This is a genomic window from Novosphingobium sp. NFX11 (assembly GCF_057376415.1).
The window spans coordinates 2065470-2080660 of record NZ_CP080384.1; the positions used below are offsets into that span (position 1 = coordinate 2065470).

Annotated in this window: 14 protein-coding genes; 3 read left to right on the forward strand and 11 right to left on the reverse strand. The window is 67.5% G+C overall.

Translation table 11 applies throughout. The annotated features are described in order from the left end of the window. Positions 1 to 106 precede the first annotated feature (106 nt). The 8 genes from KZO24_RS10465 to KZO24_RS10500 form a co-directional block, all read right to left on the reverse strand. Complete coding sequence (locus KZO24_RS10465; RefSeq protein WP_486486139.1) at positions 107 to 1045, reverse strand: ABC transporter substrate-binding protein; 939 nt, start codon at positions 1043 to 1045, stop codon at positions 107 to 109. Between the two features lie 3 nt (positions 1046 to 1048). Next, positions 1049 to 1909: a TauD/TfdA dioxygenase family protein gene (locus KZO24_RS10470; RefSeq protein WP_271181857.1), complete on the reverse strand. Its 861-nt coding sequence runs from the start codon at positions 1907 to 1909 to the stop codon at positions 1049 to 1051. A gap of 24 nt (positions 1910 to 1933) precedes the next feature. Next, the gene (locus tag KZO24_RS10475) at positions 1934 to 3268 is read right to left on the reverse strand and encodes an LLM class flavin-dependent oxidoreductase (protein ID WP_271181858.1); all 1335 of its coding nucleotides are present in this window, start codon (positions 3266 to 3268) and stop codon (positions 1934 to 1936) included. Positions 3269 to 3555: 287 nt separating this feature from the next. Continuing rightward, positions 3556 to 4644 carry an LLM class flavin-dependent oxidoreductase gene (locus KZO24_RS10480; RefSeq protein WP_271181859.1) on the reverse strand — a complete coding sequence of 363 codons (1089 nt, stop codon included), beginning with the start codon at positions 4642 to 4644 and terminating at the stop codon, positions 3556 to 3558. A gap of 22 nt (positions 4645 to 4666) precedes the next feature. Next, positions 4667 to 5893 (reverse strand): rhodanese-like domain-containing protein, encoded by a 1227-nt coding sequence (locus KZO24_RS10485; RefSeq protein WP_271181860.1) that lies wholly within the window; start codon positions 5891 to 5893, stop codon positions 4667 to 4669. After that, on the reverse strand, positions 5890 to 6510 hold the full coding sequence (locus KZO24_RS10490) for a cysteine dioxygenase family protein (RefSeq protein ID WP_271181861.1): 621 nt from the start codon (positions 6508 to 6510) through the stop codon (positions 5890 to 5892). The genes KZO24_RS10485 and KZO24_RS10490 overlap by 4 nt, the downstream gene beginning before the upstream one ends. After that, positions 6507 to 7301, reverse strand: coding sequence for an ABC transporter ATP-binding protein (locus KZO24_RS10495; RefSeq protein WP_271181862.1), 795 nt, complete (start codon positions 7299 to 7301; stop codon positions 6507 to 6509). Before KZO24_RS10495 ends, KZO24_RS10490 begins: the two co-directional genes overlap by 4 nt. A gap of 38 nt (positions 7302 to 7339) precedes the next feature. After that, entirely contained in the window at positions 7340 to 8122 is a 783-nt protein-coding gene (locus KZO24_RS10500) for an ABC transporter permease (protein ID WP_271181863.1), read from the reverse strand. Positions 8123 to 8413: 291 nt separating this feature from the next. Between KZO24_RS10500 and KZO24_RS10505 the strand changes: the two genes are divergently transcribed. Together KZO24_RS10505 and KZO24_RS10510 are read left to right on the forward strand one after the other, a co-directional pair. Further along, positions 8414 to 9253, forward strand: coding sequence for a LysR substrate-binding domain-containing protein (locus KZO24_RS10505; protein WP_036523180.1), 840 nt, complete (start codon positions 8414 to 8416; stop codon positions 9251 to 9253). 104 nt (positions 9254 to 9357) lie between these two features. Further along, positions 9358 to 10023 (forward strand): peroxiredoxin-like family protein, encoded by a 666-nt coding sequence (locus KZO24_RS10510; RefSeq protein WP_211149887.1) that lies wholly within the window; start codon positions 9358 to 9360, stop codon positions 10021 to 10023. Positions 10024 to 10030: 7 nt separating this feature from the next. Here the strand turns inward: KZO24_RS10510 and KZO24_RS10515 are convergent, their stop codons facing one another. Further along, on the reverse strand, positions 10031 to 10336 hold the full coding sequence (locus tag KZO24_RS10515; protein WP_486486140.1) for a hypothetical protein: 306 nt from the start codon (positions 10334 to 10336) through the stop codon (positions 10031 to 10033). Beyond that, positions 10270 to 11394, reverse strand: a complete 1125-nt coding sequence (locus KZO24_RS10520; RefSeq protein WP_486486141.1) for an FAD/NAD(P)-binding protein — start codon at positions 11392 to 11394, stop codon at positions 10270 to 10272. The genes KZO24_RS10515 and KZO24_RS10520 overlap by 67 nt, the downstream gene beginning before the upstream one ends. Positions 11395 to 11561: 167 nt before the next feature. On the opposite strand from KZO24_RS10520, the gene KZO24_RS10525 reads away from it, so the two are divergent. Continuing rightward, the gene (locus KZO24_RS10525) at positions 11562 to 14069 is read left to right on the forward strand and encodes a putative bifunctional diguanylate cyclase/phosphodiesterase (RefSeq protein ID WP_486486142.1); all 2508 of its coding nucleotides are present in this window, start codon (positions 11562 to 11564) and stop codon (positions 14067 to 14069) included. A 78-nt stretch (positions 14070 to 14147) separates the two neighbouring features. Here KZO24_RS10525 and KZO24_RS10530 read toward each other — a convergent pair whose 3' ends face one another. Beyond that, the gene (locus KZO24_RS10530; RefSeq protein ID WP_271181866.1) at positions 14148 to 15134 is read right to left on the reverse strand and encodes a pectinesterase family protein; all 987 of its coding nucleotides are present in this window, start codon (positions 15132 to 15134) and stop codon (positions 14148 to 14150) included. Between the last annotated feature and the right edge of the window lie 57 nt (positions 15135 to 15191).

A 15191-nucleotide genomic window follows, 5' to 3' on the forward strand; every position in this document is an offset into this window, starting at 1 on the left:
AATGCCCAAGCCGCCTACCCTTCGTCATTGCGAGCCCAGCGAAGCAATCCAGGGCGGCGTAGCGCTGCCCTGGATTGCTTCGCTGCGCTCGCAATGACGAAAGTGTTCAGCCCGCCGGCGCGAAGGCAGCCGCCAGCGAACGCTCGCCCTTGACCTCTCCGAACTGGCGGAAGGTATCGAGCACCAGCTGCTGCTTGTCGATCACGCCCTGATCGATCGGCACCGGCAGACGGGCACCGCGCCCCGCGAATTCCTTCGCGATCGGCAGGGGCAAACCCGTCTCGGCGGCGAGGACCTTGGCGAATTCATCGATGTGGGTGCTGGCCCACTGCAGCGCCTTGCCCTCGCGCTTGAGGAAGTCGTCGAGCAGCGGGCGCTTGGTCTTGATCGCGCTTTCGGGCGCGATGTCGAAGCCGTACCCTTGCGAGAAGCCGCGCCCGTCGACGGCGATGCGGTTGCCCTCCGCGAGAGCCGCCGCGACGTAGGGCTGCCAGGTCGACCAACCGTCCACCGCGCCGGTCTGCAGCGCGGCGCGCGCGTCGCTGGGGGAGAGGAAGGTGATCGTCACGTCCTTCGCGCCAAGGCCCGCCGCCGCCATAGCCCGCAGCACCAGATAATGCCCGACACTGCCGCGCCCGGTGGCGATGCGCTTGCCCTTGAGGTCCTTGGGGCCGTGGATGGTCGAGGCCTTGGGCACGATCAGCGCCAGCGCGCCCTCGGTGCGTTCCTGCGTGGTCTGTGCGCCGATCGCCTTGATCGGACTGCCCGCCTGATAGGCGAACTGGAACGGCGCATCGCCCACCAGCCCCACGTCCACCGCCCCGCTGCCGAGCGCTTCGAGCAGGTTCTGCGCGGCCGGGAATTCCGACCACTCGATCTTGTAAGGCGCCCCGTCGAGCGCGCCCGACGCCAGCATCAGCGCTTTGGTGCCGCCCTTCTGGCTGCCCACGCGCAGCAGTCCGGTGTCGGAAGCCCCGCCCCGGCCGCATGCGGCCAGAGCGAGGCTGGTGGTCAGTCCTGCAAGCAGGTTACGTCTGTCGAGCATCAATCAGAGATCCGTCCACAAAGGTTCGTCGGCGATCAGGATACGGTGCAGTTCGCGCGGGAAGTCGCCGTAGTTGCGCACCGCGAAGTGCACGCTGGCACGGTTGTCCCAGAACGCCACGGTGCCGGGCCGCCACGAGAAACGCGCCTGCGCGTCGGGCCGCTTGTACTGGCGCAGCACTTCTTCCAGCAATTCGCGGCTCTCGGACAGTTCGATGCCCAGGATCTGCGGCTGCTGCGAGAAGTTGACCCACAAGATCTTCTGCCCCGTCTCGCGGTGGATGCGCACGATCTTGTGCGCGACGATCGGGTATTCGTGGCCTGAAAGTTCCAGCGCGGGCACGAAGTTGTGCGTCACATGCTTGCCTTCGAGGCGCTGCTTCAGCTCCTCGGGCAGCGTCTCATAGGCAAGCGCGGCGTCCACCCAGATCGTGTCGCCGCCCACTTCGGGCAGGTTCACGTCGCGCAGCACCGCGCCCCAGGTCGGGACCAGACGCCAGCTTGTGTCGGAGTGATAGGCCTCGCCCGGCTTGACCTTGTAACCCAGCTTCTTCTCGTACTCGCGGTCATGCTTCGCGGCGATCGCGTGGACTTCCTTGTTCGCCGCGTCGTGCCGGGTGGTCGGATGCGTGTAGAGCGGGCCGAAGTTCGCCGCGAAGGCCGCCTGCTGCGCGTCATCGATGGACTGGTCGCGGAAGAACACGACCTTCCACTTGAGCACCGCAGCGCGGATCGCCGCGCGCAATTCGTCGGTCAGGGGTTTGGACAAGTCGATGCCCTCGATCTCGGCGCCGATCGTCGGCTGCACGGGACGGATGACGAGGCCCGCGTTGGCGGTATCGAACGTGGAAGCGGAAGTAGCCATTGTCTTGTCTCCTCTCTTCTCGTTTCAGGCGGCCGAGCGGGTCAGGCGCGCGGCGGTATTGCGGTTGACGGGCACGTCGAGGCCCAGGTTCTCGCGGAAGGTCTTGCCGGCATAGTCCTGCTTGTAGATCCCGCGCTTCTGCAGGATCGGCACGACCTGATCGACGAAGACCTCCAGCTGGCCGGGCAGCGATTCGAACAAGTTGAACCCGTCCGAGCCTCGCTTCTCCAGCCACAGCTGGAAGCGGTCGGCGAGTTGCTCGGGGGTGCCCACGAAGCCGCCCTTGGGCGTTGCCACCCGAAGCGCGATCTGGCCGAGCGTCAGGCCCTGCGCGGCGGCGGCAAGCACCTTTTCAGAGGCGCTCTGGTTACTCTTGCGGCCTTCCTCGGCGACATGCGCGGGGAAAGCGCCATCGGGATCGTACTGGCTGAAGTTGTGGTCGTTGAACGAGCGGCCCAGTGCCCGCAGCGCGTTCTCCAGACTGACGAGGCCCGCCAGTTCGCCGTGCAGGCGCTCGGCCTCTTCCTCGGTCGAGCCGACCACCGGACGCGCGCCGGGCAGGATGAACAGCTTTTCCGGATCGCGCCCGAAACCGCGCGCCCGCGCTTTGAGGTCCGCGTAGAACGCCTGACCTTCGGCAAGGTCCTCCTGATGGGTGAAGATCGCCTCGGCATGGCGCGCGGCGAACGTGCGGCCGTCCTCGGACGAGCCCGCCTGGAAGATCACCGGCTGACCCTGCGGCGAGCGCGAGATGTTGAGCGGCCCCTTCACCGACAGGAACTCGCCCTTGTGGCCCAGTTCGTGCAGCTTGTCGGCGTCGAGGAACTGGCCGCTGGCCTTGTCGCGCACCAGCGCGTCGTCTTCCCAGCTGTCCCACAGGCCCTTGACGACATCGAGGTATTCGTCGGCGAGCCGGTAGCGCTCGGCATGGCCGAGGTGCTCGGCCTTGCCGTAGTTGTCGGCGCTGCCGGCCAGCCACGATGTGACGACGTTCCACCCCGCTCGCCCGCCGCTCAGGTGATCGAGCGAGGCAAACTGGCGCGCCAGATTGAACGGCTCGTTGTAGCTGACGGTGGAGGTGGCGACGAGGCCGATCCTGTCGGTCACCGCCGCGACGGCGGAGAGGATCGTCAGCGGCTCGAAGCGGTTGAGGTAGTGCGGCGAGGAGCGCGCGTTGATCGAGACGCTGTCCGCCACGAACAGGTAGTCGAACTTGCCGCGCTCCGCCGCCTGCGCCTGCCGCACGTAGAACGGCAGGCTGGTGCTGGCGTCCACTTGCGCGTCGGGGTGGCGCCAGTCGTCCCAGCCGGGGCCGACGCCGTGCAGGATGAAGCCGAGCTTGAGCTGTCTGTCTGCCATGTCAATTCCTCCTATGTCGTGAGGTCAGGCTATGCGGCGGGAGCGGGACGGACCAACGCGATTGGCTGATGTGAAAGTGAGTTGTGCCAATGGGTTCGGGAGGCTCATTTTGCCCAATACTAGTCGTCACCCTGAACTTGTTTCAGGGTCCATTTCGCCGCCGGCCCGGTGCTGTGGCTCATTGAACCGAGGGCGCCGTTGGCGAACCGACCCTCCGGCACCGGCTGCCCGATGGACCCTGAAACAAGTTCAGGGTGACGGGAACGGGGCGGGAGGTCAGTTGCCGATCACCCCGCCAGCGCGACCTTGCGCTCATCGCGCTCTGCCACCTTCTCGCGCACCAGCGGGATCAGTTCGCGGCCATAGTCGATCGCGTCTGCCAGCGGCTCGAAGCCGCGGATCAGGAAGTGGTCGATGCCGATGTCGTAGTATTCCAGCAGCGCCTCGGCGACCTGCTCGGGCGTGCCGACGAGGCCGGTGGAATTGCCCGCAGCGCCGGTCAGCGCGGCAACGCCCGTCCACAGGCGCGAGTCGCGGCGCCCCGAAGCGGCGGTTTCCAGCAGGCGCAGTGAACCTGCATTGGGCGGACGGTGGCCAGACGTCGGCAGACCCGCCGCCTCGCGGTTGGCGCGCACCTGCTCGGCGATGGCGTCGGCCTTCTTCCAGGCGGCTTCCTCGGTATCGGCGATCACCGGGCGCAGCGAGAGCGAGAAGCCTGGATTGCGGTTATGCTGCGCGGCAGCGTGGCGCACGGTGCGCACCGCCTCGCCGACCTGCTCCAGTGTCTCGCCCCAGAGGGCGTAGACGTCGGCATGACGGCCCGCGACTTCGATCGCCTCGGGCGAGGAGCCGCCGAAGAACACCGGCAGGTTGTCCGGCTTGATCGCCGCGAAGGCGCCGCGCGCCTGGTAGAAGCGGCCCGAATGGTCGAACGGCTGCGCCGAATTCCATTCGCGTTGCAGGATATCGAGGTATTCGTCGGTGCGGGCGTAGCGTTCGGCCTTGGTGGTGCCGACATCGCCGTCGCGCGCCATTTCCTCATCGGCGCCGCCGGTGATGATGTGCACCGCGACGCGCCCGCCGGAAAGCTGATCGAGCGTCGCCAGCTGGCGCGCCGCCAGCGTCGGCTGCGTGAAGCCCGGACGGTGCGCGACAAGGAAGCCGAGCTTGCTGGTGATCGCCGCCGCATGGGCCGCGACGATCTGGCTTTCGGGCGAGGCCGAGCCGAACGGGATCAACACGCGGTCGAAACCACCCTTCTCCTGCTCGCGCGCGGCGGCGTCCACGTATTCGCGATCGAGAACGCGGGTGCGCACCGCGCCGTGGATCTCGGACGTGTCGTTGAAGCCGATGTAGCCGATGAACTTGACGGTCATTGCCGTGAACTCCGGTATGATTTCAGATGACGAAGAAGCCGTGGGTGCCGTCGCGCTGAAGCTGCGCGACAAGGCCATATTCCCAATCGAGGTAAGCCTGCATGGCCGCCTTGGGATTGTCGGTGCCCTCGTAAGGGCGCTTGTAGCGGCCCTCGGGTCCGCGCGGCGCAGGCGCGCCATCGGGACCGGTTTCGAGTTCACCGGCGAAGTCCGCTTCCAGCACCAGCACTTCCCAGCCCAGCTGCGCGAGCCACGACGCGGTCATGTCCGCGCGCGGGCCAAGGTCGTCGGCAAGGACGATGCGCGCGCCGCGCACGGGGGCGAAGTGGTCGGTCTCCTGCACCAGCTGGCCGCCGGGGGCATTGCGGAAGCCCGGAAGGTGCCCGGCGGCGTAGACGTCCGGCTGGCGCACGTCGAAGCGGTAGAGGGTGCGGTGCGTCTCGGCCTCGATCGCGGCAAGCTGCGCGGCGTCGATCCGGCGCACACCGGCACGGTAGGCGACTTCGCGGGCGCGGGCGCGGGCTTCATCCACGTCGCCGCCGACTTCGACACTCTCCTGTCGTCCGTGCTCCAGCTGCTGCCCTGCGAGGGTCCAGCCGATGGTGCCGTTGCGCAGCGCGAAGACGCGATTGGGCAGCCCCGCATTGATGAGCGACTGCGCGCCGATCAGGCTGCGGGTGCGGCCCGCGCAGTTGACGATGATCGTGGTGTCCGGATCGGGCGCGGCGACGGGAGCGCGCAGCACGAGTTCGGCGCCCGGCACGCTGCGGCCGCCGGGGATGCTCATCGTCGCGTATTCGTCGAAACGGCGCGCGTCGAGGATGGCGATGTCGGCCTTCTCGTCGATCAGCGCCTGCACGTCCTCGGCCGGAAGCGAGGGCGTGCCGCGCCGGTGCTCGACAAGTTCGCCGAAGGCCTTGGAGTAGGAATTGACGTCCTCGAACAGCTCGTAGCCCGCGTCGCGCCAGCCCTGCAGGCCACCGTCGAGCAGATCGACGTTCGTGAACCCGAGCCCGCGCAGTTCCCCGGCCGCAGCGGCGGCAAGGCCCTCGCCGTCATCGTAGACGACGACCGGCGCGTCCTTGCGCGGAATGCGCCATGCCGCTTCGGCGGCGATGCGCGCGGCCGGAATCTGGGCGGCGAACAGCGGGTGGCCAGCGGCGAAGGGATGCTCGTCGCGCACGTCGATCAGCGCGATTTCGCTGCGGGCCAGAAGCGCGTTGCGGACCTGATAGGGGGTGACGGTCATGCTTTCCTCGAAAGATCCCAGAGATTGGGAAGCGTGGTGTTGGCGTAGCCGGAGATGAACGGTCGCTCCTCGCCGCTGGCGCGGTAGGTGGCGCGTTCGACCGCGCCGATGTTGGCGCCGTAGACGTGGATCGAGATCGAGGTGCGATCGGCATGGCCGTTCTCGACGCGGTGGATATCCCCCTCGCGCGGGTCGATCGCCTCGACTTCGCCGGGATGGAGCGTGCGGGTCGCGCCGTGCTGCACCAAGGCGCCGTCGAAGTCGCGGTGAAGGAAGCTCTGTACCCTCTCGGTACCGTTAAGTACCCCTACGAGGCCCCAGACGCGGTGGTCGTGGATCGGTGTCGCCTGCCCAGGCCCCCAGACGAAGGACACGACGCTGAAACGCTCGGCGCTGTCACAGTGGAGGAGATATTGCTGGTAACGTTCGGGATGCGGCTCGGCATATTCGTCCGGCAGCCAGCCGCCCTGCTCGACCAGCCGGGCCAGCAAGGCGCCGCCATCGTTCAGAATCAGGTCGAGGTCGTCTGTGCCTTCAAGCAATGCGGCGAAGTCCGTCACGAACCGGCGCAGCGGCGACAGGTCCGTGGCGGTTGCAATCGGAGAGAACGCGTTCACGGGCGCGCTCCGGCATGCAGCGCGACGATCTCCCCGGCAGGCCGTTCCTCGACCACACCGCCCAAGGCATCGAGCAGGCGCTTGCGCAACGGCGCCGCCACGGTCGCACGCTCGGGGCCGCGCGCGGCGGTAATTCGCTCCTGTGCAACGATTTTTCCGCCGTCGAGCAGGACAATGCGGTCAGCGAGCGCGATGGCTTCGTCGACGTCATGCGTCACCATCAGCACCGCCGGGCGATGACGACGCCACAGCGACAACACCAGTTCGTGCATCCTGAGCCGGGTCAGGGCGTCGAGTGCGGCGAAGGGTTCGTCGAGCAGCAGCAATTGCGGCTCACGCACCAGCGCACGGGCAAGGGCAACGCGCTGCGCTTCGCCGCCCGAAAGCGTCAGCGGCCAGGCTTCGAGACGGTGGCCGAGGCCGACTTCCTGCAGCGCCTCTTCCGCCAGTTGGCGCGCATTACCGCGCTTGAGGCCGAGGGCGACGTTGCGCCACACTTTCTTCCACGGCAGCAGGCGGGCGTCCTGGAACACCACGGCGCGCGAACCGGGGATGGTCACGTCCTGCCCTTCTACCGGATCGAGGCCGGCCAGCGTGCGCAGCAGGGTGGTCTTGCCCGAGCCGGAACGACCGAGGAGGATGACGAACTCGCCCGCCGCGATCTGCAGGTTCAGACCCGAGATGATGGTGTTGTCGCCAAAGCGGCGGGTGAAATCGCGCAGACTGACGACGGGTTCGGACGTCACGGCGGGCGCGGCGGGCGAGGTAAAGTGGTTCAGGCGAGCATCCACGGCAGGGTCCTTTCGGGGAGCGGGTTCACGCAACAGGTTCATTGGGAAACGATGGAGGGGCGCCAGACGAGCGCGCGGCTCTCGACCGCGCGGACCAGTCCGTCGGCGGCAAGGCCCAGCACGGCGTAGACCATCAGGCACACCAGGATGATGTCCGTGCGCATGAAGTCACGCGCGTTGTTGATGAGGTAGCCGAGGCCCGCAGTGGCGTTGATCTGCTCCGCCACGACCAGCACCAGCACCGAGACCGAGAGCGAATAACGCAGGCCCACCAGCAGCGCAGGCAGCGCGCCGGGCAGGATCACATGCCAGACCTGCGCTGCGCGGCTGAGGCCCAGGCTGCGCGCGCCTTCGAGCAGGCGCACGTCGATCCCGCGGATACCGCCGTAAAGGTTGAGGTAGACCGGGAAGATCGAGGCGAAGGCGATCAGCGCAATCTTGGGCGTCTCGCCGATACCGAACCAGACGATGAACAGCGGCGTCAGCGCCAGCGTCGGGATCGTACGCTTGATCTGCATGAGCGGATCGACCGCGACCTCGCCCTGCCGCGACAGCCCGGCGACGAGCGCCAGCACAATCCCGGTGGTCACGCCGATCGCCAGGCCCGCGATGATCCGCAGGAAGGAAACGGCGAGGTTGTCGGTCAGTTCGCCCGACGCCGTCATCGCCCAGAGCGTCGCCAGCACCTGCGAAGGCGCCGCGAGGGTCCGCTCGGGAATAAGGCCGGACCGGGAACCGGCCTCAAGCACCGCCAGCAGCAACAGCGGCGAGAGCCAGCGGGCAGTACCCAGCGAGCGGGCCAATCGGGTGAATGGGGACATGGACGAAGTGCCTCGTGTGGTCATGAACCGAAACTGGCACCTGAATGTCTACCAATTCAATGGAGAATGTTGTGCCGACCTATCAGCAACGCTCATAATGGCGCCTCGAAACGCTCATCCGACGCCCGGACGTGCGGAAAACCGGGCCGAAAGCAGAAAAAGGGCATGGGGACAGAATTGCTTGCCTTACCTAAATCTCTACTATTTTGATTGAGAATAAGTCATAACGCATGGATGCATGCAGGCCATCGTACGGATCCTGGCCATCACACGGATCTTGAAAGCCCGCCGATGCCCGTGAATCTCCCGACAAACCTTCTGCGCAGCTTCGTTGCGATCGTCGATACCGGCTCGATGCTTCATGCTTCGGAGCGGGTTTTCGTAAGCCAGTCGGCGCTCAGCCTCCAGATCAAGCGACTCGAAGAGCTGCTGCAACAGTCGCTGTTTCACCGTGAGGGACGCCGCCTTGCGCTGACGGCGCACGGCGACCTGATGCTCGACTATGCACGCAAGGTGCTCGCCCTGCATGACGAAGCGGTCGCGGCGGTCACCGCCGGGCATTTCGCCGGGCCGGCGCGGATCGGTATGGTACAGGATTTCGCGGAACTGCTCCTGACCGGCCTCCTCGCCCAGTTCGCGGACTTGCACCCGGAGGCCGAACTTTACTCGCGGGTTGCGGGCACGGCGGAACTCCTCGACCTGCTGGAGCGGCGGCAACTCGACATCGTGCTGGGATTTGCCGCGCCGAATGACGGCAATGCGGTGACCACCGCGCCCATGTCGTGGTTCGGCAAGGAGGAACTGGCCGCGCACGAGACGATCCCCCTCGCCGTTCTGGAGACGCCCTGCCGCTTCCGGGAAGCGGCGATCCGCGCGCTGGAGGATGCCGGGCGCCCGTTCCGCATAACCGTGGAGACGCCCAATCTCACCACCTTGCGCGCGGCGGTGGATGCGGGGCTCGGCCTTACCTGCCGCACCGGGATGTTCCTGCGCGACGCGCCGCTGGGAGACGTCGGCCTGCCCTCGCTGCCGCATGTCTCCTGTGTGCTGCATACCGCGCCGGGGCTCGACGGGCCAACCCACCAGCTTGCCACACTGGCGCGCGAGGTGGTCGCCGGGCTTCCTAACTGATGGCGCTGCTTATTCGATAATCTCAAGCGGCTCTCAAGGCTTCTCGTTGGTCGCGGTGCCGGGCTTTCCATAGCTTTGGATGCGATCAACGATGAGGCTTACCGATGACCGAAACCCTGAACGACCGCTTCGCCGCGCTGCAGGCCGAACGCGAGCGCACCTGGAGCGCCGAGCAGCTGGAACGCAATGCAGCGCAGCGCCGGGTGCTCGTCGAGCGGCACGATCCGTCCGCGCAACCGAAGGCTGGCGACACCGTCGAACCCTTCACGCTGATCGATCAGGACGGGCGCGAACTGACGCGCGACACGATCCTTGCGGATGGCCCGGCGGTGCTCGTGTTCTTCCGCTTCGGTGGGTGCCCCGCCTGCAACATCGCGCTGCCGTGGTACAACGAGACGCTGCTGCCCGAACTGCGCGCCCGCGGCATTCGCCTGATCGCGGTCAGCGCGCAGATCCCGGTCGACCGGGACCTGATCGCGCGCCATGGCCTGGGCTTCACCGTGGCTTCGGACCCCGGTTATGCGCTCGGCCGCCAACTTGGCATTACCTTCCTGCCTGACGAGCAACCCGCCGTCCCGCACGGCCAGCCCTGGATCGGCGCGACACTGGGAACAGGCAGCTACGAGATCGACCAGCCCGCCATCCTTGCCCTCGCGCCCGACGCGACGGTGCTGTTCTTCGAGGCCAGCCCCGACTGGCTGAGCCGCACCGAGAGCGAGACGATCCTCGCCGCCCTGCCCGCTCGCCAGACCGTCACCACCGGCGCCTGACCTTGCTTCAAAGTCCCTCGCCGCCGACCCAGTGCTCGTCGGCGAGGAACCGGGCAAGGCCCCACACCTGACGCCGGATATCGGGCACGGCGACGATCTCCCAGGCCTCCCCCTTGGTGATCGGCCCGACCGCGAGCAGGCGGTCCTGCGCAATGCCAGCGGCATCGCGCACCCGGCCGAGATGGTCGACGTCCACCCCAAGGCCGTGGGCGTCGCCGCGAATATGTCCCGCCTCGAGCAGATGCGTCAGGACCGGCGCCTCCACCCGGCGCAAGTCGCCGTCCGGCCCGGCGCAGTTGAACACGCGGTCCACCGCGATCGCCTCGATGCCGTCCTGACCACGCGGGCGATAGTGCACCACCGCCTGCCCGCCGGCTTCGTCGGCTCCGCACAGTTTGCCAGCCACGTACTGCAGCCGCCCGGCGCTCTCCATCGCTTCCAGCCGCTGCGCGACCGAGGGGCGAGGCGGTGGCGGTGAATGTCCCAATATGGCCGCAGATGCCGCAGAAAGCGGGCCTGCGCGGCGGTCGAATGGCGGCGCCAGATGTTCTGGGTGTGGGGTCGCAGAGCATCCACCGCGCCGCGCCAGCCGATCTCCTCCGCCCGGCGCCGGACGGCCCGGACGAGGTCCGCGCCGCGCAGATCGGGGTCGGAAATGGGAACCACCACCGGCCCGCTCTCGGCGTGGGCGAGCGGCTTGAGCCCCCGGCGCGAAAGCACCGTGACCTTGCCGCCGAACCCCGAGCTTTCCAGCGACAGCACCACGTCGGCTGCCGTCAACCCGCTGCCCACCACGAGGACGTGGTCGAGCGCGGGGAGGCCCTCGATCGCCGAGCGATCCCATGGATCGGGACTGTAGAGGTGCCCCGGCAGCCCCTCCAGCACGCCATGCGGCGCGGGCGGGAAGTTGCCCAGGGCCAGCACCACCGCGCGGCAATCGACGACGTCGCCGTCGGCCAGCCGCACGTGTGCCGCGCCGTCGCCGAAATCGACCGAGCATGCCTCGCCGTCGATGACCTGCGCGTCGGGACCGGCCTTCGCCAGCGCCTCGACCAGCAGTTCACGCAAGTAGGTCCCGTAAGTCAGGCGCGGCACGAAGCGGTTCGCCTCGTCGGCGTCGGCGAAATCCATCCAGCGGGCGAAGTGCTTCGCATCGTCGGGGAACGCGCTCATGTTGGAGGCGCGCACGTTGAGCAGATGCTCCGGCCGCCGCGTACCGAACGCCACGCCCTTGGCAAGCTGGGCGGAATTACGCTCGATCAGGGCGACCTTGACGCCGTAGCGCAGCAGGTTGATCGCCAGCAGCGTCCCGCTGAACCCTCCTCCCACGATCGCGATGGGCAGGTCGCGGGCGGCATTGTGACTGATCATGAAAAGATAGGTTCCCGGCAAGCTGATGAGGCTGGCTAACAGGAAATGCCCGCCGCGGGGTATTTTTTGTCCTCATAGATTGCGCCGAATCGCTTCGGTCGGTCGCTGCCGTTAACCATTTCTAGTGACCTTCGGTTTATACGTATGGCCCTGATCAAGGTTGGGGCATGCCGGTTAGGTCGCATCTCGTCTTCGTTTGGCTGCTTCTGGCGGCGCTGTTCTGGACGTCTTCCGCGCGAGCGGAGATCGTCCGGATGCGCTCCGACGTCTGCTATGCCACCGCGCCGGCGGACTATCCGGCCACTGCCGCCTCGGTCGCGCGGCTGAACTTCGACTGCGCCCGCGTGCCTGACCATCCCGCCTACGCCAAGGGCTGGGCATGGCTGAAGCTGCGCGATCCGCGCATGCTGTCCGGCCTGCCTTCGGGCTGGCTCCTGATGACCGACCAGAGCCGGTTCGAGCGCATGACCATGCTGGTGGTCGATACCCAAGGCCGCACCCGCACCGCCACTATCGCGCCCGGCGCCGTCGGCGACCACTGGGCGCTGGGGGGCATGTTACGCTTCGCCGTCGATCCGCCGGGCGCCCGCGTCCGCGATGTCTACATCGGCTACCGCAACCTCGACGACCTTTCGCTGATGCGCAAACTTTCGGCGATGAGCCCGCAGAGCCTGCTGCGGCTCGAGGGCATCTGGCTGGCGCTGATGGGTGTGTTCGCGGGCGCCATCTTCTCCGCGTTCGCTTACAACCTGCTGATCTACACCGGCCAGCGACTGGTCTTCCAGCGCTGGTATCTCGTGTGGTCGCTGCTGGTCCTCGCCTACGGCTTGACCTGGACCAACGTGCTGGCCTTCGCCTTCCCCGAATATGTCGGCCCGTTCGCGGTGACGACCGACTATCTGCTCGTCGCCGGACTGATCGCGGCGGGGAACATGTTCTTCCTGGCCGTCATCGAGGAAGGCGTGCTGCCGCGCTGGCTGGTGCGGTGGGGGAAGATCTGCGCCTGCCTCAACATGGTGGTCGGCGTTCTCGCCGCCTTCGTCCCCGTCGCTGCGCCGGTCGTGCTGGACCGCTGGCTCAACGTGGTCTTCGTCCTCAGCGCCGCCAGCGTCGGCGTCGGCATAGGCATCGCCCTGCGGGCACGCAGCCGTGTCGTGTGGTTCTACCTTGCCGGGTGGACCCCGGTGCTCTCGGTCTTCGCGCTGCGCGTAAGCCGCAATTTCGGGATCACGGTGCAGGACGACGTGGTCGATATGGCCACTTTCGCCGCGCTCGCGTTCGGATCGATCGCCCTGTCGCTCGCCATCGCCGACCGCTTCCGCCTGCTCGGCAAGGAGCGCGACACCGCCGAGCAGGCCCGCAAGGTCGCCCAGGTCGAGAGCGAGACCTTCCGCCGCGCCGCCCAGACCGACTACCTGACCGGCCTCGGCAACCGCGCCGCCTTCCAGTCCGCGCTGCGCACGATGTGCGAGGATGCCGCACGCTCCCCCTTCATGTTGCTGCTGATCGACGTCGATCATCTCAAGCACATCAACGACCGCCTCGGCCATGACGGCGGCGACCTGCTGCTCGGCAAGGTCGGACGGGGCCTCGTGGCCGCAGGTGGTCCGTCCGCGCACGTCTCGCGCATAGGCGGTGACGAGTTCGCGATCCTGCTGCCGTGGGACCCCGTGGCGGAACTGCGCATCCGCCGCGCGCTGGACGAACTGCAGGGTGCGACGCTGACGCACGGCGGCCGCAGCTGGGCCTTGTCGCTCAGCATCGGCCTTGCCTGCTTCCCGCAGGATGCCGCCGAACCCGACGTGCTCGCCAAGAACGCCGACCTCGCGCTCTATCAGGCCAAGCAAGAAGGCCGCCGACGCCTGCTCGACTACGCCCCGCACTTGCGCGAGCAGCTCGACAGCCGCGAACTGTTCGGGCTGGAAGCGCGCCAGGGCATCGAGCGCGCCGAGTTCTCGCTCCATTACCAGCCGATCGTCGATATCGAGACCGGCACGATCGGCTCCTACGAAGCGCTCCTGCGCTGGCAGCACCCGGTCCACGGGCTGATGACCCCGGCGGTCTTCGGCGACATGCTGAACGAGCGCAAGCTGGGCCTGGCGATCCAGCAGCACGTGCTGGACATGGGCCTCGCAGCCTTGCGCGACCACCCCGAGCGGATCCCGAAGCTCTCGGTCAACCTCATCACCGCGCAGCTGGACAGCCCCTACGCCGCCGCCCGCCTGCTGGCGCGGATACGCGACTACGGCATCGCGCCCGAACGCCTGTGCATCGAAGTGACCGAGGACTTCGTGCTGGGCCGCTCGGTGGACGAGACCGCCAAGGCGCTCGATCTGCTGCATGAGGCGGGCGTGACAGTGGCGCTCGACGACTTCGGCACCGGCTATGCCTCGCTGATCCACCTCAAGCACCTGCCCTTCGACGTGCTCAAGATCGACCGCTCGTTCACTCTCGGCCTGTTCGAGGACGACGGCCAGAGCGAGGCGATCATCCGCGCCATCATCGGGCTTGGCCAGGGCCTCGGCAAACAGGTCGTGGCCGAGGGCGTCGAGACCGAAGAGCAACGCCGCAAGCTGGCGGAGATGGGCTGCAAGCTCGGCCAGGGCTACCTCTTCGCCCGCCCTGCCCCGATCGAGACTTTCGCACCGGCCGGTGCATCGGCCTGCGCGGCCTAGGACATGATCGAGTTGAGGCGCCTCACCGTTCGTCATTGCTAGCGTAGCGAAGCAATGACGAAGCAGGGTCGTCATGTGCTACCGTTTCAGGCCGCGCGCGATCCAGCCGCTTTCGTTGCCGAAGAAACGCTCGAGCCTCCAGCCCGCCGCACCATCGGCATCGAGCCACGTGGCCTCCTTCGCCAGCGTCAGCCCCTGCGTTCCGGTCCCACTCGGTGCGTAGAGGGCGTAGCGGGTCGTCGGCAGCTTGTTGGTCTTGCCCGGCGTCCATTCGGTGAACGCGCCCGGCGCGAGCGACGTATCGAGCACCGGCGCGAGGAATACGACCGAGGCATAATCGCGCCATGGCCGCCCCAGCGAGACGTTGCGGGCGGCAGGGTCTGCGGTGAGGCGGCAGTCCTCGAACACGAAGGCGCTGTCCTCGTCCGGCGCGTTGCGGCTCTGGGCGGTGTACATGACGGATTCGTGCGCCTCGCCGTGCAATTGGCACTTGCGGAAGAACGCCTTGGCATTGCCGAACACGAAGTCGACGTGACCGGCGATGTAGCAGTTCTCGAAGTAGGCGCGGGTTTCCTTCCCGCCCTGCCCGTCATTGACGAACAGCGTGTCCTGATGGCCGAGCATCCGCACGTTCGCCACCACCGCCGCATCGCCCGTCAGCGAGACAGCCACCGCCTGCGAGGGCGCATGCGCGGGATCGAGCCACCAGTCGTTGGCCACCGTCAGGTTGCGCAAGGTGAAGGACGCGCCGGTCACGCTCAGGGTCGCGGACTTGAAGGTGCCGCCTGCCGTCATGGCGGAATCGCCGTAGACGAGGACGACGTCGTCCGGCCGCCTGCCGGTGCCCGCCAGCGTGACGTCGGCGGCGCTGACGGTCAGCTTCTCGCGGTAGGTTCCCGGCGCGATGAGCACTTTGCCGCCCTCGACCGCCACCGCGTCGATGGCGGACTGGACGGTGTGGAATGCGCCTGCCTTCGCCGGATCGACGTGGACGGTGCGGGCCATGGCAGGCGCGCTCAGCATGGCGGGTGCGACGAGCGCCGCGCAGATCAGTTTGTGGTTCACGAAGTCCTCCCTGTCCTGCCAGCCATTCGATGGCATTGGCGAGGAAACGGCGCTGCA